The sequence below is a fragment of the Corynebacterium sp. ACRPH genome, from assembly GCF_022347285.1.
Classification (GTDB): Bacteria; Actinomycetota; Actinomycetes; order Mycobacteriales; family Mycobacteriaceae; genus Corynebacterium.
In genome coordinates this window covers 50,053-70,586 of sequence record NZ_JAKRND010000007.1, presented here as the reverse complement: position 1 = coordinate 70,586, position 20,534 = coordinate 50,053, and the positions used below count along the sequence as shown (strand labels likewise).

The window sequence follows — 20,534 nt, the reverse complement described above, 5'->3', positions numbered from 1 at the left end:
ATCTTTCGACTTCAGGATTGGACATAGATGTCGACCTTCGACATGGATGAAACACCCATCGGGCGAGCTGCCCAACAGGCTGCGCGCTTGAAGAACCCGAATCGGAACAAACTTCCGAGGCCGGAGAAGTGCAGGAAGATCACCATTGCCAACCAAAAGGGTGGCGTGGGCAAGACGACCTCTACTGTTAACCTGGCGTGGTCCCTCTCCCTTTTGGGCATGAAGGTTCTCGTTATCGACCTGGATCCTCAAGGCAACGCATCGACTGCACTTGATGCGGTGCATCATGTCGGTACGCCTTCGTCTTATGAGGTACTGCTGAATGAGATGTCCGTCGATGAAGTGATGCAGGGCAACGACGAGAACAAGAATATCTTCTGCGTCCCAGCCACCATCGATCTGGCCGGAGCCGAAATTAATCTTGTTAGCGAAGTTCGTCGTGAGTATCGACTTTCCTCCGCGCTCAGCGACGAGTGGATCGAAGAACACGGTTTCGATTATGTGTTTATTGACTGCCCCCCTTCCCTCGGGCTCCTCACGATCAACGCAATGACTGCCGTGGATGAAGTACTGATCCCAATTCAGTGCGAGTACTACGCCCTGGAAGGCGTAAGCCAGTTGATCGATAACATCGCAATGATTCGCGAGAACCTGAACCCGAACCTGCACATTTCGGGCGTACTTTTAACGATGTATGATGGTCGCACACGGCTTTCACAGAACGTCAGTGACGATGTTCGAACTCACTTCGGATCCGTGGTTCTGGATAACCATATTCCGCGTAATGTGAAGGTATCCGAGGCTCCGAGTTACAACATGACCGTGCTGCAGTACGACGGCGGCGCCCCTGGTGCGCTTGCCTATTATGACGCAGCGAAGGAATTCGCTCAGCGCGGCGATTACCTTCCGACGACGGAAACCGCGCCTATTGGAATTGCCCCAGAACTTCATGATCAGGGTGATTAATAGTGGGGAAAAGTAATAAAAAGGATTCTAAACTGTCGAGAAAGGATTCTAAATCTGCCGAGAATAGCGTTCCGAAGGATTCGCGTAAAGTTTCAGGGCCTCACGATGTGGCCAATTCACCTCAGAGTCAGGAGAGTCCGTTGCCGAAGAAGACGCCGGCGGGCGCGAAGATGCCCGAAAATGCTGGTAGAAGCTTAGCGTCGGAAGCTGGGCGAGCTCTGGGTGCAACCAAGTCCAGTGGTGGCTCTCGAAAGCCGCAGATGCCCTCTCCTAACGCTGTAGGCAATGCTCGACGGGGCGGACTCGGTCGAGGTCTTGCATCGCTCATCCCGACCGGACCTGCTCGCCCCTCTCTTGGGGATGGTGCAGCCGACATTGTATTGGGCAGCGGGAAGAGTATCGGTAGCGGTGGAAAGAAGGCCGATGCTGGCTCACCGTCCGTTAACGACCGAAAGGGCGATCGCCCGGTAGAAGATACTGCTCAATCTCAGAAGAGTCCTGTGAACCCTCAAGCGGATCAAGGTGACTCTGACAAGCCGAGCTTTGATCGACCTGATGAGATCCGAGGGGGTACCCCAGGTATGGGCGCGAAACGTCACAGTGACGCTTCGCGTTCGGTAGCCCGAAAGGCTACCGGTACGGAACGCGACGCCATCGAGAGCCGTCCCGCGACTCCGAGCGACGTGGATGTTTCACGTGAAACATCGCAAGACGATTTCGGGGCGACCTACCAAGAACTCCCCCTCGATGCCATTCGTACAAATGCAAAGCAGCCGCGCGAGGTATTCGACGAGGAGGCCCTTCAAGAGCTCGTCCACTCCATCAAGGAGTTCGGGCTTATGCAGCCGATCGTCGTACGCAGAGCCCCAGACGAGGATTCCACGTATGAGCTCATTATGGGTGAGCGACGCCTTCGCGCAGCCAAACGAGCGGGTTTCGAAGTAATTCCCGCCATCGTCCGCGAGACCGCAGACGACGAGATGCTGCGCGACGCGCTGCTGGAGAACATTCACCGCGTCCAGTTGAATCCACTGGAAGAAGCCGCGGCGTATCAGCAGCTTATGGAGGAGTTCGGCGTAACCCAGGAACAGTTGGCTAAGAAGATCGGTCGATCTCGTCCTCTGATCACTAACATGATCCGCCTTCTCCAGTTGCCTGTATCCGTGCAGCGGCGAGTCGGCGCCGGAGTCCTTAGTGCAGGTCACGCTCGCGCTCTCCTGGGCTTAAAGAACGGCACTGAGGAACAGGAGAAGCTTGCTACCCGTGTTGTAAGCGAGGGATTGAGCGTGCGCGCCACGGAGGAAGCGGTGACCCTCCTGAACCGAGGCGATAAGGCAGCTAGTGGCACAAAGGTTGCTGGACGCAGCCTCCAACAATTGCCCGAAGATGTCTCCAACTGGGTGGATAATGCCTCCGATGCATTGGAGACCAAGGTCAGTGTCCAAATGGGGAAGAAAAAGGGCAAGATTGTTGTTGAATTTGGAGGCCCTGAGGACTTCGACAGAATCATTGAGCTGTTGAAGTTTAAGAAGCACTAGATCGCTTAGCTCAACCCAGACAAAGCCAACCGGCATGTAGCCAACCCAGACTAAGCGAACTACCGCAGGGCTAACCCAGACAAACTGGATGACCGCATAGCCAACCAGCGCAAGTTAACCTTAAGAAGAGGAACAAATTTCTATGTCTTTGACCGTGACCGAAGCCATTTCTTCTCGTCGAGCAACGCGCCAGTACACCGACCAGGCGATTCCTACGGAAGTTTTGGATCGCGTAGTTGTGAATGCTCTTGAAGCCCCTAGCGCGTTCAACGCGCAGATGCGTGACCTAGTAGTTGTCCAGGATCAGGCCGTAAAGCAGGCGATTTTCGACGCCTCGGGGCAACAGCAGTTCCTGCATGCTCCGGTCGTGTTTGTTGTGGTCGGCCGCTCCGAGGTGGTGCCTGACGACGCTGAAGAGGTTCTGGGAGCAGAGCTTACGGAGAAGGTCCGTGGCTTCAATGGCTCTGCGTCCCCGGAGAAACTGCGCGAAATTGGTATCAGGGATGCCATGCTCGTTGCTGGATTCTTGCTTCTTGCAGCCCAGGAACAGGGACTGGCCACCTCCCCCACCACCGGTTGGAACGAAGAGGGCGTCAAGAAGGCAATTGGCCTCGAGGGCCGCGATGATCGTTCAATCGCACTCGTAGTGGCAGCCGGCTACCCCAATGAGGAGCCCACTCACCCGGGTCGTGCGGTGAACCGCCGAGTGGATAACCACTATTAAGCGCAGAATCCTCCACTCTGAACCCCGATGTTTCACGTGAAACATCGGGGTTTTGTGTAGCAAGAAACTAGCGATTTTGCCACGGGAACGATTGGTGCCCTATAGGATCTTCGTAGAAACCAACCGCACGCAGCCGATTGTGCATTCCAGACTCGCTACCTTCAGGGACTCTCGGATGTCTTCAATGAACAGAAAGGAGCGCTGTGGAAGTACACATTAAAGCCATCACTCCTCAGCTTTCCGAAGATCTCGAGCCCAGTGCTGCGGCATCGACATTCTGGGCGCTCCCCCCGGGCTACGAGAATCAGAATAGTTCGTCCAAAGACCCGGTATTTGATAAGCAGGTATGGCTGCAGAACGTCCTCCTGGAATGGGGAATCTGCGGATACACGGCGTTCGTAGGCACCGGAGACGCTGGTACGAGACCGGTCCCTGCTGCGACGGTATTCTTTGCCCCCGCGCGCTATATGCAGGGCATTGCGAACCTGCCAACTGCGCCAATCTCCCCTGATGCAATCCTGCTGAGCACCGTCCACGTGGCGGTTCCGTATATGGGCCTATATCTGGAGCATCAACTCATCGATACTGTGCTTACCGAGGCGCACCGGCGCGGGGTGAAGGCCGTGGAGGCTTTCGCTCGAGTCGAGGACTTTGACGAGGAACTTGCCAGGCAGCTCAGTGTGGCTTCGTGGCCGGCGGTGCAGGAAGAGCCGGAGGAGCCGAAGTGGACACCAGAGGAGCAGAAGCGCAGGTACAGTGCCCTTGAATCCCTGAATTATGTGCCTGAATCCTATCGGGGCTGGAAGACCGCCGCGGAAACCCACGGGGGCAACGCGAACATTTTGGATAGCGCCCCGATGCTCTCCGAGGACATTCTCGAGGCGGAGGGTTTCAAGGTGGTTAAACACCACCGACACTTCCCACGCTATCGCTTTGAGATCAACGGGCCCCATAGCCTCTTTGGAGACTTTGCTGAAGAAGATCACGCACAGGTCAATGGACCGGAGAAGATTTCCACGGTAATTGGTGGAAACCAGACACTAAAAGTAACTGGAACGTCTAGAACGCTCGCAACGCGCGGAAACCCTGGAACGCCCGAAGGTTCCGGAAGTTCTGGAAGTCTCGCAGCGCTTGGAAGAGGCAGAACGTCTAGCCCGATGACCAAGCTCAGTCAAGCCAGTCCGGTGCAGAATCTACTTGTTCGGAAGCTCTTCCTGTAGCAGCTCCACAAAGCTAAAGGTGCCAGTAGCGTGGACATCCTTGTCCAGCAGATATAGGCGCTTCACGGCCACAACGATGGCCTCGGCGATGGTATCGCGCATCGCAGGATCAGTGAGGATCTCAACATCCTTGGGGCTGGTCAGGTAACCGGGCACGACCTGCACCGTCGGCATGCTGGTCAGACGCAGAATGTCCCACGTCTGACCGTGGTTAAAACAGTTCTGAAGCGGAGTGCGAGCCACAATCTCGCGCTGAATAAAGCCAGAGAGCTTCTCGCCCACCATTGACGAATAGCCCGTCAGCGAGCCGAAGTAGAACGTAGCCGCGCCGTTGGCCTTCTCATTCGGATAAATATCGGCACGCAGGCTAATCATGACGTCCGTGCCGAAAGCATTCGCGATATTGGCACGATCCTGGTTAGTGGGATTAGCAGACCGGGGGCGCGAAAGGATCGTCTCCATTCCCGCTGCGATCATACGGCCTTCTACCCTGCCGGCGAGGTCCCAGAGGATCTCCTCCTCCGAAATCTGTCCGAAGGGGCCGTCAACGATGTATCCCTTGTCCGAGCCACCCAGGCCCGGGTCGATCACCACACGCTTGCCGGTCAACTGCGGTCCGGCAGAGCGAATCTGCTCCTTCTCACGGATGGACTGAGGCGAGCCACCGGTGATCCTTCGCCCCAGGTAAGACAGCGCGCGCAGAGTGTCTGGGCCGACAACCCCGTCGTTGTTCAGCCCGTAGTTCAGCTGGTAGTTCACGACGGCGGAGTGGGTACGCGGACCGAAGTGGCCATCCACACGGCTGGTGTAAAAGCCCAGGTCGTGCAGCTGAGTCTGCAGCTGCGCCACGTCGTCGCCGACGAACTGGTTGCCCTGCAGCGAGAGCACACGCGCCCCCAGGGTGTAGGAGGCCTCACGTAGCGCACGCAATGTGCCGGGAGTGATGGTGCCGTCGGCAATAATGCCACGTTGCTGCTGAAATGCTTTGAGCGCCTCCGCCAGGGCCTCGTCGAAAACTTCTTCCTCGCTGGTCCAGCGCTGCGACTTGCTGCCGGTCGTGTCGCCTTCATACCCTTCCAGCAGACCGAGGCGCGCCAAGGTGCCGCGGACCTCAGCGACGCGCGGGCTGCGGTCGCCGACATGGAGAAGCAAACGATCCACTGGGTTCAACACTCCAATTCTTCAAACTTTCGCGGCACTAAAGCCACTGTATCCACTGTGAGACAAATCACATTTAAGATCTTTCGCCGACAGCGGCGAGTCATAGGTGCAATTCTAGGGACAAATCCGCCGATCTGCTTTACTTGCAGGTCAGGCGTGTTGTATCAGCTATTTTCTAAAGCTGCGCTTCAATCGCAGATCGCAGCGTGTCCCGATCCTGAGCGCCGGTGAATTCCGCGACCTTCTCCCCGTCCTTGAAAATCATAAGGGCGGGAATGGACATGACCTGGAACATAGCGCCCAGCATGCGCTCCTCATCGACGTTCACCTTGGCGATCTTCGCCTTGCCATCGAACTCCGCCGCCAGTTCATCGAGAATGGGCGTCATAGCTAGGCAAGGGCGGCACCATTCGGCCCAGAAGTCGACTAGAACAGGCTGGGTAGCCTCGACGACCTCGGACTTGAAGCTGGACTGGGTGACGTTCACGATGTCGGACATAGTGGCGACAAACCTCCTGGTTGGGGGCGCTTTTCTTTAGGTTGGAGGTTACCCTTCAACGTGTAAATATCCTATGCCCGACCGGCCATAGTTACCTAACGGTGACCGAACGTGTCCGATCCGTTACAAGGCCGGCGCCCCGCCACAGGTCGCCGCCCCGCTACAGCCCAGTGTGCTTCTACAGGGTGGCGAGGTAAGCCTCGGCGTCTAGGGCGGCGCGGCAGCCGGAGCCGGCTGCGGTGATGGCCTGCTGGTAGTGGGAATCCACGAGGTCGCCGGCTGCGAACACGCCCGGCAGGCTAGTGCGGGTGGAGGGCTCCTCGACCTTCACGTACCCGTTCTCCTGTAGCTCCACCTGACCCTCGAAGACGGTGGTGCGCGGGTCGTGGCCGATGGCTACGAACATGGCATCCATCGCAACGTCCTTTTGCTCGCCGGTCTGGGTATCCTCCACCACCAGCGTCTCCACGGACTTGTCGCCCTTGACCTCCACGACCTTCGCGTTGGTCAGGAACTTGATCTTCGGGTTGTTGCGGGCGCGCTCCTCCATGATCTTGGAAGCGCGGAACTCGTCACGACGGTGAATGATCGTGACGTTCTCGCCGAACTTCGTCAGGAAGTCGGCCTCCTCCATGGCGGAATCGCCACCGCCCACCACGGCGATCTGCTTGTCCTTGAAGAAGAAGCCATCGCACGTCGCACAGGCGGATACGCCACGGCCCAGCATCTCCTGCTCGCCGGGAACGTGCAGGTAGCGCGGGGCAGCACCGGTAGCCAGGATCACCGTACGGGCTTGGTACTCCTCGCCATAGGCCCACACCTTCTTGATCTCGCCGGTCAGGTCGACCTTCTCCACGTCCTCCTGGCGCAGGTCAGCGCCGAAACGCTCGGCCTGGGCGCGCATCTCTTCCATCAGATCCGGGCCCATGATGCCCTTCTGGAATCCGGGAAAGTTCTCCACCTCGGTGGTCTGCATCAGCAGTCCGCCGTACTCCACGCCCTCGAAAACCACCGGGTTCAGCTCTGCGCGCGCTGCGTACACGGCGGCGGTGTAGCCGGCCGGGCCGGAACCGATGATGATGACGTCGTGAACCTTGCCTGCCTCCGCGTTCGCAGCGCTGTCTGCACTGGTGGCGCTGGCGTTATCCGCGTCCGCGGCCTTCGAATCATTGCTGAGAATACCGCTGGCCTGCAGGAATGGCTGGTTCATATCTATCCTTTGAGGTCGAAGATGTTGTTCACCCCAGTCTAACCGGCTACGGCCATTCCGTATTCCCCTGCCCCGCCGAGGTGCTCGTACATCATCCGCTTTGCTCGGTTCTTCCGCGATTTCACGGTGCCCACGGGAATCCCCAGTTGCTCCGCGGTTGTGGCCTCGCTCAGCCCCCGAATTTCCGTCAGCACCATCACGTCTCGCATCTCGGGCGAGAGTTGCCGCAGGCTGCGGTGCACATCCAGCCGGGCGACGGTCGCCTCCTCTCTCATCCCCCGCGCGGGCAGCGTCCGCGTGCGCTCGTTGAAATCCTCGCGCCCCGGCTGTGCTTCGCGGCTGTAGCGCTGCATGTACGACAGTGCCGCGTTGCGCATAATGGTCGCCATCCAGGTGCTCACGCTGGCGGAGCGCTCCCCGTTGAAGCGTGCGGCGAAGCGATGCACGCGCAGCAATCCCTCCTGGTAAACGTCCATCTGGTGAGCCTCGGGCACGTTCACTCGCCGCACCGCCCACCACAACGTGCGCTGGTGGCGGTCGATCAACTCGCGGAACGCGCCGGGTTGCCCCTCGTTGTGGCCGCGCAGCAGCTCGTGGTCGGTTTGTTGCGCTGGTCGTGTGTTGCTCTTTGTTCTTTGTGACGCCCCCAGCATCATCTTCCCCCTAGTGTGTCTTCGGGAGCCGTGCCGCCCCCGTGCTCAACACTTTATTCTTCGGCGGGAAGATTGTGGGTTTGAAGTTCCTGGCCTGTGGATAACTGGGAACGGTGCCTGCCTCATTGTGAACTTCACAGTTGAGGCAGGCGCCGTGATGCGCTATAGGGGCGCGGGCGTTCCGAGCGTCTATCCGATCGGCTATCCGACGGGCTGTACGGGGCGTGCGGGGCGGGAGCCCTCTTCCGTGTTGGCTTCGCCCGCGTCAGGGTTGTCGGCGCTCGAGTTGTCGGCGCCGGAAGTATCCCCGCCGGCATCGCCAGAGTCGCCGGCGCCAGCATCGCCGGCATCTTCGTCGCTGGTCTGGTCTAGCCAGTTTCCGACGGCGGTAACCTCCGCCAGCGTGGCGGACCTCGGCAGCGGCAGGTCGGTGATCCAGATCAGCAGGCGGTTGCCCTTGGCGGCGCTGACCTTATCGGTATCGTATTTGCCCTTCTCACTACCCTTCTCATGGCCCTTTTGGCTTCCCGCGGCGTCCTCGTTCTCGCTGTCGCCGCTGCCATTGCCGCCGTTACCCTCGCCTGCACCTTCGCCCGGCGTGGCGGAGGAACCCTCGCGGCCGACACCCCAGCCGGAGTCGCCGGTGGTGTCTGCGTGATCCGCGCCCATGCCGGCCAGATCCACGGTCGCGTCGGCGGAGTCCGCGTGCACGGTCTTTAGCAGCGTCGTCTGATCCAGGGAGATTAGCTTGCCGTCGGTGTCGGCCTGAGCCAGCCGCAGCTCCAGGGTGGTTCCCCGGGTCAGGCCGCGCAGCTGAACCTGCGACAGGGCGGTGCCCTCTGGCAGCGTCATCAAGAGACCAATTCCGGGCTTCGTGGTGCCAGGCTCGCCGCCCAGCTGCACGGATGCAGGGTTGGACTGCCAGAACGTCTCCGGGTCGCCATCGGTGATCAGGCGTGCCAGATCCGGGCGGTCCAGTGGCCAGTTCACGTCGGCGGGCAGCCACTCGAGGGGACGGCTCAGAGGAACCTCCGCCGGGTCCACCCCACGGACTGCCTGCGCACCCTGGCGCAACGAGTCGGTGGACAGCGGCGAATCCTTCCGGTCGCCGCCGACCACACTGACCACCGCCGCAACCAGCGCGGCGATAACCAGCACGGAGACGAACGCGATGGCGGCAGCGGCTGCCATGCCCACTGGGCGGTTGCCGCGGGCACCGAAGCCGGACCGTGCACTCGGATCCGGAGTTGCATCCTCCTGGACAGCCAGCCCGCCAGCCTGCAGCTCTCGCAGGTCCTTCGCTACCTTGCGCAGGTCCTCCGGACCCACCTTCTCGCCGTCGAGCTCGTAGATCTTCTTGTAGGTGCGGGTGAGGTTCTCCGGCACCTCCTCGTAGGGAACGTGCTCCAGCAGCAGGCGCAGCGCCACGGCCACGCCGTGTGCATCCTGCGCCGTGTCATCGTTCGGCAGTACACCCGGGAAGGCCAGCACGGCCGCGCCATCGGTGCCGATGCGCACGCGGTCGCGGTGATCCAAGCCCAGCGAGGTGCCGCTGTCCTCGGCTTGCGCGGCAGCGTCGGCCAGGGAGGACACGGCGAAGGCAGCCGCCAGCGGCTCCGGCTGGCTCTCCGCCACGGTGGTCAGCGGGGAACCCTGCACCCAGCGGGACACGATGACCACCAGGTTGCCGTAGTCGATCACGCGGTTGACCTGCGCCATACCCGGCACGTCGAATTGCTTCAGCTTCGCGGAGAGGCGCAGCATCTCGTCCTTCGCGCGCGCCACCTCCACGCCGTTGACGGGCACGGATCCTCCAGGGTCGACCTGCGAGCGGGCATAGGCCACCGGATCCATGATGGTCAGAGCCACGATGTCGCCAGTAGCCAGCTCGCGGCCCTGCCAGAAGCGGGCGGCAGACCAACCGCCGTGGTCGGCAAGCAGGCGGTAGCGGCCCTCCAGCAGTGGAGCGCCCGGAACCAGGCGCGGACCGCGCACCCGGCCCGCCGCCAGTGGCGGCAGCGCCACGCCGGCCATCATGTGGTCCAGAGCAATGGCCTCCCGGGCGGCCAGCTCCTGGGCCGACAGGCGACGGGACTGGTCCTCTTCGATGGGTTGCTCGTCGCTGGGAAGTGGGCGTCGAGAAGGAAGAACCCGCGACATACCCGGGATGCGCGACAGGGCGCGCACCAGAGTCTGGATCTCCGGCAGCGGGGCGCGCACCAGGATCAGCCCGGTAACGCCCAGGAACAGCACGCCGGCGATGAGCAGGCGGATGATGAACCAGGGGTTGGCGAGCGTCGGGAAGGCGAAGTGCGTCAGCAGCACATCCACGCGCCACGCGACTAGCGCACCGATCAGAGAGGATCCCAATGCCCACAGAACCGTCATCGTCACCTTGCGGAACTGCAAGTCCCCCAGCGAACGCCGCAGCAAGCGGTCACCAATGATTGCACCGGCCATAAAGCCCAGACCGTTGGCCGCACCCAGCAGCACCACAACCAGGCGCGGCTCGGTGGCGATCTGCGGGGCGATGTAGGCAAAGGTCAACTTTGTCGCGGTGATACCCGCGATGATGAAGGTGGGGGTCCAGACCTCCTCGCGGGCGTAGAACACGCGGAGGTGCAGCAGCACCAGGGCGTAGGGGATCAGGGTGAACGCGGAGAAGCTGATGGTCCAGCCCAGCACGTTCGCGTCCTCCAGGGAGAACTCCTTGTAGGCGAACAGCGCGGCGGAGATCAGGGTGCCGAAGCAAGTGAAGAACACGATGATCGGCACCATCGCCAGCATCGTCAGCTTCGAGGCGACGGTCAGGTCGCGTACCACGGCCTTGTCGTCACCCTCCGCGGCGTTGCGGGATAGGCGGGGCATGACGGCCGTCAGCAACGTCACGCCGATCACGCCATAGGGCATCTGCAGCAGCTGCCACGCCTGCATGTAGATCGTCGGCGCGACCTCCCACGTGTCGGAGGCGATGCGGTTATTCAGCAGCCAGCCGACCTGAGAGATGGCCACGTACACCACGATGGCAATGGCCATCCCGCCGAAGGACTTCAGTCGCTCGTCGATGCCCCACAGCGGGCGCAGGTTAATGCCGGCCTTGCGCAGGAAGGGCACCATGATCAGCGCCTGCATCACCACGCCCGCGGTAGTGCCCAGACCCAGCAGCAGCACGTGCGGGTCGGTAATGGTCACGTTGTCCGCGGGCTGCAGCTTCGTATCCCGCGGCAGGAACATGTACAGCCCCAGGACGGCGAGCGTGACCACGTTGTTGGCCACGGGCGCCCACGCGCCGGGCTTGAATACTCCCTTGGTGTTCAGGATCGCCATGAACACGGCAAACATGGCGTAGAACATGATCTGCGGCAGCACCAGGTAGGCGAACGCCGTGGACATGCCGATGTTCACGTGGCCTTCGGAATCCAGACTCATGCGCACCAGCAGCGGCGCGCACGCCACGGAGACCAGGGTGATCACCAGGGTCAGCGAGAACGTGAGCGTCAAGAGTCTTCGTATGAAAGCCTCGCCGCGGTCCGCGTCTTCCTTCTCGGCGCGCACCAGCACGGGCACGACAAGGGAGGTCAGCACGGCGCCGAGCACCAGTTCGGTCACCAGGTTCGGCAGCGTGTTGGCAGTGTTGAACGCACTGGCCACCGCGCCGCCCAGCGCGGAGGCGATAAACACCGTGCGCAGGAAGCCCGTGATGCGGCTGATCAGGGTGGCGATAGCCATGGAGCCGCCGGCACGGACGATCTGCTCGTCGCTCTGCTTTTGGCTCTGGCCGTCTGTGTTGTCGCCGCCGCTGTTGCCGTTGCTGCCACTGCCGCCAGTGCCGCCGTTGCCGGTCGGCTCCTCGGCTGCGGTCGCAGTGGCGGCGCTCGCGCTGGCTGCGGTCGCGGTGCCCGCGGTTGCCGCCGTGGCTGCCGCGCCCTGAGCCGCGGTCGTGCCGTCGCCGTTGTGGGCACCGCCGGACTGGCCATCACTGCGCTGGCCACCGACGCTCTGGTCTTGGCCGCTCTGGGAGGTCGGGGCTACCTCTGTAGGGCTTTGTGACGCCCCGTCTCCACCCGTCGGCGCTCCAGCCTTCGCGCAGTCTTTCTTCGGCGCCAGCGCCGGCGGCTGGGTCGCACGGAAACGTCCGCGCTGTCCGGCCGAGGGCCTAGCCGGTTGGTCATCCCTCTCTTGCTCAGAAGTCACTACTCCATCTTTATGCAACAACCGTGCATTCCCTAACGGAGTTCTGGGCGTGTCTAGTTTTGATCGCCTTCCTGCGGTCGCGGGGCAGGCCGAAGAGCAGTGGCCGTTTTGCGCTTAGAAGCGCGCCCACTCCGGCGGTCCCACAGCATCTTGCCGGCCGCGCCGATGCCCAGCAGAAGCCCGGCAATGATGGTCACCCCGCGGGAGGACAGCCCCGGCACGGACTGCACGCGCAGCTCCACCGGATCCGAAATGCGGGTTCCGTCTTCCAGATCCCCCTTGCCTTCCTGGCTGTTGGTCGCCAGCCACAAAGATAGGTTGACCTGCTCGGACGTGTCCGCGATATCGGTGGTTAGTGACCAGGTGATGGAGCCCTTCGCCGGGATCGTCGGCGAGGCCGTGGAATCCACGTGGACGGTGACATCCGTGTCGGCGTCAGAAGAATAACCAACCTTGGCCGTCACCGGCAGGGGCAGTCCATTGCGCGCAACAATCAGCAACGGCGAGGAATCCGACGTGCGGGTAAAGACGTTGCCCGGCGGCAGCAGACTGATGGAGCGGCGCAGCTGCGAGGTGACCTGCCCCACGCGGGCGAGGTTGGTGCCGAGTTGCTCACGCAGGACGTCCACGTGGCCGCGCTCGCGCTTGCGGTAGGTGGAAAGGCCGCGCAGGAGGTCGGAGAACAGGGGGCTGGTGAAGCCCTCGCGGGTCAGCGCAATGGCGGAGTCATTTTGCATGAACAAGGTAAGTTCCCGCAGCTTGCGGGCGGTATCCGCCACTGTTCCGAGGTAAGGTGCGGAATACGCGCCGGGGTCGGTGTAGGGCACCGTGGTGCTTCCCGAGCCCACATCCGCCAGGTCGATGCCGCGGGGCTGCACGGCCTCCGGCAGCGGGGCGGGCGTGGCCGAGTGATCGTCCAGGTGCTGGCTGATGGTTTGCAGGAAGCTGCTGGCCTGGGCCTTGTTCACGGACCATGCGGCGGGTAGCACGGCGAGGGTCGGGCGGCCGGAGTCGAGCTCCAGGTTCAGCACCGCTTGCGCGCTGGCCAGGCGGGCGCCGGAGCTATCGTCGGCGAGGTTAAAGCGCAGGTCAGGGTTGGAATAAGCGGCGATCTCCGGGTGCTCGCCGGTGGCCTTGAGCACCGTGCCGAGGTCCGCGGAGTACGTCAGCGCGGTGGCGGTGGTCTGCGCTGCGCCGGGGAGGTTCACCAGACGCTGGTTCCATGCCTCGTCGGTGGGGTTGGGCGCGCCGGAGTCTGGATCGTCCTCGTCGACGCCTGTGCCGTCTGGGTCTGTCGCCGGGGACGGCGCCGCCGCCGGCTGCTCGATGTTGACCGTATTCTCCGCCACCAGCGCGGTGACGTGCCCGGCCTGCGGTATTGCCGGCTTGCCCTGCACGGACTGCTCAAACCGACGCGACTGGTCGGCCTCGATCGGCTCCACACCCTCCGGAGTCTTGCTGATCCCTGCCGCCAGAACCTGCTGTGCTTCCGGGGCGACGTAGCCGGCGTCCGGGATCACCACGTTCTGCGTCGGCACCACGCCCAGGATCCGCTGAATCACCCCGGCGCCCGTGCCCAGCGCGCGCACGCGCAGCCAGTCGGAATCCACCTGCGAAAGCCCATTGATGTCCGCCCCGGCGTACGGCAACGCCACCGAGCAGTTGCTCTGCACGACTTCCCGCAGGTCAGCGATCCACTTCTTCGCATCCGCATTACCGGGCATGTGCTGGGCGTCCACCTCCTCGCCGCCCAGGATCTCGTCCCAGGAGTCGCGTAGCCGCTGCGGTTCCTCCACCGGGTCAGGAGTGCGCTCACCCACAAAATATCCCTCAGCCAGGCGGTTTACTGTATCTAGCAGCTCCGGGTCGATGGCGATGCACGTCGCCTGCTTCAGCTTGGACGACTTCGCCTCGCGGTACGCATCCAGCAGCCCCCGCAGCCTGCCGCCCTCACCGACCTCGGCCGCCAGCACGTCCTTCGTCACAAACGCGGGCCGCCGCTTCGGCGCATCGCCCGTCTGTCCCGCTGCCATGTACGTAGGCCCCGCCAGCGGATACACGACCGTCACCGGGGTGCTGGGTTGTTCTTCCTTTCTTGTGGACGCCCTCACGCTCAGCGTGGTTCGCGCCACCGCCAGGTACTGCGTACCTCCCTGCTCCGGGCTCTCCGGGTTCGTCTCTTGGCCGCTCAGGCTAAACAACAGGGGATAAGCGCCGGGTTCCTCAAAAGCATGAGGCGGCAGGTCCAGCGGTTGGGGCGAGGGGGCGTCCCGAGAAGAATCGATGGAAGCACCGGCCGCAGGAACGGTGACCGTGACCTCGCGCGTCTCGCCGGGGCTGAGCGTGCCGTCGAGCTGCAGAGGCTGGCTGCTGAGGGAGTATTCGCCCTGGTTGGCAAGCTGCGCGACGCGCACTTCCGCGGCAGTGGCGGCCGAGCGATAGAACAAGGTGAGCGAAAGATTGTTCAGCGCGTGGGAGCGGTCGTTGCGGATGCGGAGGGTATAAGTCTGGCCAGCGGCAGCGTGGACACTCGAGCTGGTGCCAATGCCGATGATCTCCAGGTCCACGTCCTGCTGCGGATCCGTCGCGCGGGCCAGCGGGTTGGCCCAGGTGGAATCTTCGTGAACCGCGGGGTCGGTGGGGTCCGGGGCCCGCCCCTGGGCTGAGTATTGAGTGGTGGAGGCCGAGGGGGCGTCATTAATAGGGGCAGCGACGGCCGGGGCCACAGGCAGGGCAAACAGGCCACAGAGCGCGACAGAAACACCAAACGCCGTGCAGGCGTGGGGGAATCTAGACATTGCGCTCACCTTTGTGCACGATTACACGCTTACCAAAGCAATCGGTAGCAATTGTTAGCAATTGGTAGCTAGTGATTAGTAGTAGTTAGTCGCTATTAGTTCTAACAGCATCGGCTGGCAATCCGTTAGCGCTCCTTAGCGTGGCGTGGCACGGCCAGCCTCGGCCTCGGCGCGGGCGAGATCGGCGAGGTTATCGAAGGCTTGGCGGGCAAGGCGCCGCTCGTCGGCATAGGCCAGGTGCTCGATCAGGCGGTTGACGGGCAGCCAGCGGACTTCGGTGACCTCCGGATCCTCGTCGTTCAGGTCCCCATCGACATAGCGAAGCAGGTGGTGGTGGACGGTTTTGTGGATGCGGATGCCCTCGGAGACGAACCAGTAGTCGATGGTGCCGAGGTCGGCGATGACCTCCCCGGCCACGCCTGTTTCCTCCCACACCTCGCGCTCGGCGGTGGCGTGCTGGGATTCATCCGGTTCGATGTGCCCCTTCGGCATGGACCACAGCAGCCTGCCGCGGCGATCCAGGCGGCCGATGAGGGCCACGTAGATTGCGGAGAAGTCGACTTCGCCATTTGGCTGCACGGCTTCCGCCAGGCCGGAAAGAACCAGGCCGCCCGCGGAGGTCTCCACGGAGGTCGGCAGGCTGGAGTGCTCGTCGAAAGAACGCGGGCGCGAGTTATTGCGGTTGCGCTGGCGGTTGCGGTTGTTGGAGTTGGAGCTGGCGCCCTTCCTGCGGTGGGATTGGTTCCTGTTGCTCTTGCGTTTGCCTTGGTTGGAGCTATTCTGGGAGTTCTGGCCGTGTTGGCCGTTGCTCTGTTGGCTGCGCTGGCCGGACTGGGAGCCTTGCTGCTGGGAGTTTTGGCCGCGCTGGCTGTTGCCAGAGCGGTGCCTTCTTCTTGAACGGCGGCGCCGGCGGCGGGGCGTGCCGTTTCCGGTGCTGTCGTTTCCACTCATTCTGATAACGATAGCCGGTTATCTGTGCAATGTGGAACTGAATGGAAGCGAGTGGAGGCGAAATTGTAACTGAATTTGTAACTAGTTGCGGGTGGTGCGCGGGTTGGCGCGTGGGATGGGCTGCGGGCGGTGCGTGGGCGGTGTGCGGGTATTGGTGGTGCGCGTGTGCAGGCTTCTGGGGTTCCGGCAGGCCGTAAGCCGGTGAATGTCGTTAGAACGGGAATACGTTATTGAAAGCGAGCGTCGATTATGCAAAGTGCCTGGTCAGAGGATTGCGGATTTTCTGGGCGTTAGCTTCTGCTCGGCGTATTCCCGTTCTAACGACATTCACCGCCCATCTAGGGAGATTTTGAGGGTGACTTGGCGCCTGTGCGCGGGGTTGGGGAGGATTTGAGGGGGACTTGGCGCCTGTGCGGGAGGTTTGGGAGGTTATGAGGGGGCCGTTGGCCGGTCCGAGGGGGCTAGTAGAATCTGGCAACGTGACGAAACCCGCCCACTCCCCCGCAAACTCGGCCGCTGCGCCGGAAAAGCCGCGCACCATTGAAGGCATGCTGCAGGAGGTCTTTACCTCCCTGCGCGCGCTTGACCGCGACCTCTTGCCGCTTACCCAGGCCTTCCAAGACGCTGGCCACAGCCTCTACCTCGTCGGCGGGTCGGTGCGGGATGCCCTGTTGGGGCGCCTCTCCCACGACCTGGACTTCACTACGGACGCCCGGCCGCAGGCCATCGTCGACATTGTCACGCCTCTGGCAGAGACAGTGTGGGACACAGGCATTGAATACGGTACTGTATCAGCGCTGGTCAAGGGCCAGATCCTGGAGATCACTACCTTCCGCGCCGACCAATACGACGGCCAGTCCCGCAACCCCGAGGTCTCCTTCGGCGACAGCCTCGACGGAGACCTAATCCGCCGCGATTTCCGCGCTAATGCCATCGCACTGGAACTCTCCCCCGACGGAAACCACCAGCTCCGCGACCCCTTGAACGGCCTCGAAGACCTCCAGGCCGGAGTGCTAGACACCCCGGATAGCCCGGAGATCAGCTTCAACGACGATCCGCTGCGCATGCTCCGCGCTTGCCGATTCGTCTCGCAGCTGGAATTCGGCGTCACAAAGAGAGTCAAGGAAGCAATGGCGGCGATGAGCGAGCAGATCAGCCGCATCACCGTCGAGCGCGTGGCTGTTGAACTGAACAAGCTGATGCTTGGCGCGGCGCCATGGGTGGGGCTGGACCTGATGGTTGAGACCGGCCTGGCTGACCACGTGCTGCCGGAGCTGCCGGCTCTGAAGCTCACGCAAGACGAGCATCGTCAGCACAAGGACGTGTACTGGCACTCGCTGAAGGTGCTTCGCAACGCCGTGAACCTGGAGGCCGAGCGCGGGCTGGAGCCCTCGCTGGAACTGCGCATGGCCGCGCTGTTGCACGACATCGGCAAGCCCGACACCAGGGCGTTTACTGAATCCGGCGCGGTGACTTTCCACCAGCACGAGGTTGTCGGTGCGCGCATCACCCGCCGTCGCCTGCGCAAGCTCAAGTACTCCAAGCAGCACGTCCAGGACATCGGCCGGCTGGTGTTTCTGCACATGCGCTTCCACGGTTACGCGGACACGCAGGGCAAGGGGCAGAACCAGGACGCTCGCCGTGGCGCAGGGGAAAAGGACAACAACGAATCCACTTGGACCGACTCCGCCGTACGCCGTTATGTCAACGACGCCGGCGAGCTGCTGCCACTGCTGCACCTGCTGGTGCGTGCAGACTGCACCACCCGCAACCAGCGAAAGGCCCAGAGGCTGCAGCGCACCTACGACAATTTGGAAAAGCGCATCGAGCAGCTGCAGGAGCAGGAGGACCTCGCTGCCGTCCGCCCCGACCTGGACGGCAACGAGATCATGCAGATCCTGGACCTCAAGCCCGGCCCCGATGTGGGCAAGGCTTGGGCGTACTTGAAGGAGCTGCGGCTGGATCGCGGGCCGATGGAGCGCGAGGACGCCATCGCCGCGCTGAAACAATGGTGGGACGAACAGAAAGGTGGGGCGCAAAAGTGAGCGCTGACCAGCAGCCGAACGGCATGAACGACCAGTTCAACGTGCAGCCCGGCGACGTGATCTTCCAGGCGCCAGCCGCGGTCGTGGACCCGGATGGCTACCTCGACACAGCGGACATCGACCCTGTGCACCTGGAGGCGTTCGTGGATGCCTTCGGCACCTCGCCCGGCGTGCTTGCCGTGCCGGGGCTGCCCGGGGCAGACGCGCTACTGGTGCTGGAAGTGCAGGAGAATCTGGAGGCCGGTGATAGCCCGGAGGCCAGCGGCGCCACCATCGTGGCTGTCCGCCTGGGGCTCATGAGCAGCGAAGCCGTCGCCAACCACCTGCCCGCGCTGGCGGACAAGCTCACCAAGCCGAAGGTCTTCTTCATCGGTGGCGACAACGAACCCGTCGTGCTCGCCGTCGGATTATTAGACACTGACCGTTTGGAGCTGGACGCCACCAACCTACCTACCCCGAGTAGCCCTGAAGCCCCCGCCCCCACCCGCTTCGGCGCGCGCGGACAGTTCATGCTGATCAGCACCGCCGAAGAGGCACCCAGTGTGGACGAGCAGGTAGCGCAGGTTGTCGGCCACGTGGACCCCTCCATGCTGTGCGGCCTACGCCTCTTCCACAGCTACGTCCTCCTGCGTGCCACTGACGTGCGTGGCTGGCTGGATTCCGGGATCGCTGACCTCCAAGCCGCAACCGCAGAAGATGTGTTCACGGATCGACCGGCGGAGACGTGGCGTCAGATTATGAAGAACAGCCCGTTCCCCAAAAACCTGTTCGCAACCTGGGCAAGCCACCCGGAGCGCAACTAGATGGCCCCGAACACCACACGTCACGCCAGAAACGATCAATGGCGCGCCGGGATCGCCGACGCCTGGCCCGTGGCCTTGGGCATGGTACCGCTGGGCCTAGCCTTCGGCCTGTTGATCACCCAGGTCGGCTTCGCGTGGTGGTGGGCGCCGATTTTCTCTTTCGTCATCTACGCGGGCTCCATGGAGTTCCTGGCGGTGTCGCTGGTCACGGGTGGTGTGGGGCCGCTCAGCGCGGCGCTGTACGGATTCCTGGTGAACTTCCGCCACGCGTTCTACGCCCTGAACTATCCCATCGCCCAGGTGCGCGGTTGGCTGGCCAAGGCCTATGGCATCTATGCGCTGACGGATGAAACGTATGCGATTCTCGCCGCCCGGCGCGACGCAAAGTGGTCGACCGCCCGCGTGATGGCGGTGCAGATTCTGCTTCAGATCGGCTGGGTCGGCGGTGGCTTGCTAGGAGCGCTGTTCGGCAGTGCTTTGCCCTTCGAGATCCAGGGCATGGAGTTTGCGCTGATCGCCCTGTTCACAGTGTTGGCGATCGAGGCCTTCGTGAGCTACAAGGACCTTTCCCTGCCGATTGTGGCGGCGCTGTGTGGGGCCGTGGGCCTGCTGGTCTCGCCGGACAACATGCTGATGATCGGCATGAGCCTGTACTTCGTGAGCCTCATCGTGCGCTTCTTGTGCCCGCCGCTGGACCGCGCGCTACGGCTGAAGGTCGGCGCGGAAAACGCTGCCTCCCGGAAGGTGGAGTAGTTGACCGCCACTACTGGCGCGCTTGCCGCGCCCGCCGTACACCTGCAGGCCGCCGCGGGCCTTCCAGAGGGAGTGGAGCTCGGCCCTACCTTGGCGATCCTCGGCTCGGTTTTCCTGGTTACTCTCGGCCTGCGCGGCCTGCCTTTCGCCGCCCTGCGTTTCTTTCGGGAGTCCGACCTTGTTGCCTGGCTGGGCCTGGCCATGCCCGTTGGCGTGATGACCCTCTTGGTTGTCTACACCGTCTCCGGCCAGGCGGATGCGCCTGGCGGTCTCGCGGCGGTCGGCATCGCTTTGGTCTTCACCGTTGCCCTGCATCTATGGCGCCGTTCGGCCACGTTGTCGATCCTGTTGGGCACGGTGCTGTATCTGGTTCTGGTGAACCTTGTTTTTTGACGCCCCCTCCCCCGCCACACCTAGTCCCAGCACCGTAGAATGGCGCCCATGCCGACCCCAGATTTTATCGTTGAACTGCGCAAGAAGATTGGCCACGACGAGCTATGGTTGCCGGGCGTGACGGCCATTGTCATCCGGGACGTTCCGGAGGACGCGCCTATCTGGGCCGTGCCGGAGGTGCTGTTGGTCAAGCGGGCCGACGATGGTCAGTGGACTCCCGTGACGGGAATTGTGGACCCGCGGGAAGAACCTCACCTGGCGGCAATCCGCGAGGTGCGGGAGGAAACCGGCCTGCACGTGCAGGTGGACGCGCTGCTGGGTGTAGGCCAGGTCGGCCCGGTGGAGTACCCGAATGGAGACGTCACCAGCTACGTGGACACCACCGTCCGCTGCACAGTGATCCCCGACCCCGAGACCGGCGAGTTCAACGACGAGCCGGTGATTGGCGATGACGAGTCGACGCAGGTGGGCTGGTATTCGATTTCGCAGATGCCGCCGATGCAGCCACGCTTCCGCTTGGTGATCGCTGACGCGGTGGCGCATATGAAGCATCCGGCGGGTTTCCGTCCGCGTATGGGTTACGTGAAGCGGTTGCAGAAACCGGAATAGTGCGGCAAGTGCGCGGC

The 20,534-nt window shown here is 62.8% G+C and carries 16 protein-coding genes; 9 read left to right on the top strand and 7 right to left on the bottom strand.

From position 1 onward, the window contains the following. Positions 1-27: 27 nt before the first annotated feature. The 4 genes from MHX66_RS05260 (at position 28) to MHX66_RS05245 (ending at position 4,448) form a co-directional block, all read left to right on the top strand. Positions 28-966 carry a ParA family protein gene (locus tag MHX66_RS05260; RefSeq protein ID WP_239200906.1) on the top strand — a complete coding sequence of 313 codons (939 nt, stop codon included), beginning with the start codon at positions 28-30 and terminating at the stop codon, positions 964-966. 260 nt (positions 967-1,226) lie between these two features. Next, positions 1,227-2,504, top strand: coding sequence for a ParB/RepB/Spo0J family partition protein (locus tag MHX66_RS05255; protein ID WP_239201008.1), 1,278 nt, complete (start codon positions 1,227-1,229; stop codon positions 2,502-2,504). Between the two features lie 142 nt (positions 2,505-2,646). Further along, complete coding sequence (locus tag MHX66_RS05250; RefSeq protein WP_239200905.1) at positions 2,647-3,228, top strand: nitroreductase family protein; 582 nt, start codon at positions 2,647-2,649, stop codon at positions 3,226-3,228. 203 nt (positions 3,229-3,431) lie between these two features. Further along, positions 3,432-4,448 carry a hypothetical protein gene (locus MHX66_RS05245; RefSeq protein ID WP_239200903.1) on the top strand — a complete coding sequence of 339 codons (1,017 nt, stop codon included), beginning with the start codon at positions 3,432-3,434 and terminating at the stop codon, positions 4,446-4,448. Here the strand turns inward: MHX66_RS05245 and MHX66_RS05240 are convergent. The 7 genes from MHX66_RS05240 to MHX66_RS05210 all read right to left on the bottom strand — a co-directional run bounded on the left by MHX66_RS05240 (position 4,422) and on the right by MHX66_RS05210 (position 15,914). Beyond that, the gene (locus MHX66_RS05240; protein WP_239201006.1) at positions 4,422-5,609 is read right to left on the bottom strand and encodes an N-acetylmuramoyl-L-alanine amidase; all 1,188 of its coding nucleotides are present in this window, start codon (positions 5,607-5,609) and stop codon (positions 4,422-4,424) included. The two genes, MHX66_RS05245 and MHX66_RS05240, sit on opposite strands and share 27 nt — an antisense overlap. 175 nt (positions 5,610-5,784) lie before the next feature. Next, positions 5,785-6,108, bottom strand: coding sequence for a thioredoxin (gene trxA / locus MHX66_RS05235; RefSeq protein ID WP_035003263.1), 324 nt, complete (start codon positions 6,106-6,108; stop codon positions 5,785-5,787). A 178-nt stretch (positions 6,109-6,286) separates the two neighbouring features. Further along, a complete protein-coding gene (trxB, locus tag MHX66_RS05230; protein WP_239200902.1) occupies positions 6,287-7,318 on the bottom strand; it encodes a thioredoxin-disulfide reductase in 1,032 nt (343 codons plus the stop codon). Between the two features lie 38 nt (positions 7,319-7,356). Continuing rightward, complete coding sequence (locus tag MHX66_RS05225; RefSeq protein WP_239200901.1) at positions 7,357-7,974, bottom strand: RNA polymerase sigma factor; 618 nt, start codon at positions 7,972-7,974, stop codon at positions 7,357-7,359. Between the two features lie 198 nt (positions 7,975-8,172). Beyond that, a complete protein-coding gene (locus MHX66_RS05220) occupies positions 8,173-12,165 on the bottom strand; it encodes a murein biosynthesis integral membrane protein MurJ (RefSeq protein ID WP_239200897.1) in 3,993 nt (1,330 codons plus the stop codon). Between the two features lie 53 nt (positions 12,166-12,218). After that, positions 12,219-14,963 (bottom strand): hypothetical protein, encoded by a 2,745-nt coding sequence (locus MHX66_RS05215; RefSeq protein WP_239200895.1) that lies wholly within the window; start codon positions 14,961-14,963, stop codon positions 12,219-12,221. Positions 14,964-15,098: 135 nt separating this feature from the next. After that, positions 15,099-15,914, bottom strand: coding sequence for an NUDIX hydrolase (locus tag MHX66_RS05210; protein ID WP_239200893.1), 816 nt, complete (start codon positions 15,912-15,914; stop codon positions 15,099-15,101). 431 nt (positions 15,915-16,345) lie between these two features. Between MHX66_RS05210 and MHX66_RS05205 the strand changes: the two genes are divergently transcribed. Genes MHX66_RS05205 through MHX66_RS05185 form a run of 5 tightly spaced genes read left to right on the top strand, consistent with a single transcriptional unit; the run spans position 16,346 to position 20,517 of the window. Further along, positions 16,346-17,959: a CCA tRNA nucleotidyltransferase gene (locus tag MHX66_RS05205; protein ID WP_239200891.1), complete on the top strand. Its 1,614-nt coding sequence runs from the start codon at positions 16,346-16,348 to the stop codon at positions 17,957-17,959. Next, positions 17,956-18,762, top strand: coding sequence for a hypothetical protein (locus tag MHX66_RS05200; protein ID WP_005292521.1), 807 nt, complete (start codon positions 17,956-17,958; stop codon positions 18,760-18,762). The genes MHX66_RS05205 and MHX66_RS05200 overlap by 4 nt, the downstream gene beginning before the upstream one ends. Next, complete coding sequence (locus tag MHX66_RS05195) at positions 18,763-19,515, top strand: AzlC family ABC transporter permease (RefSeq protein WP_239200889.1); 753 nt, start codon at positions 18,763-18,765, stop codon at positions 19,513-19,515. Beyond that, positions 19,516-19,908 (top strand): branched-chain amino acid transporter permease, encoded by a 393-nt coding sequence (locus MHX66_RS05190; protein WP_005292516.1) that lies wholly within the window; start codon positions 19,516-19,518, stop codon positions 19,906-19,908. It begins immediately after the preceding gene. A 48-nt stretch (positions 19,909-19,956) separates the two neighbouring features. Next, positions 19,957-20,517 carry an NUDIX domain-containing protein gene (locus tag MHX66_RS05185; protein ID WP_239200887.1) on the top strand — a complete coding sequence of 187 codons (561 nt, stop codon included), beginning with the start codon at positions 19,957-19,959 and terminating at the stop codon, positions 20,515-20,517. Positions 20,518-20,534 lie beyond the last annotated feature (17 nt).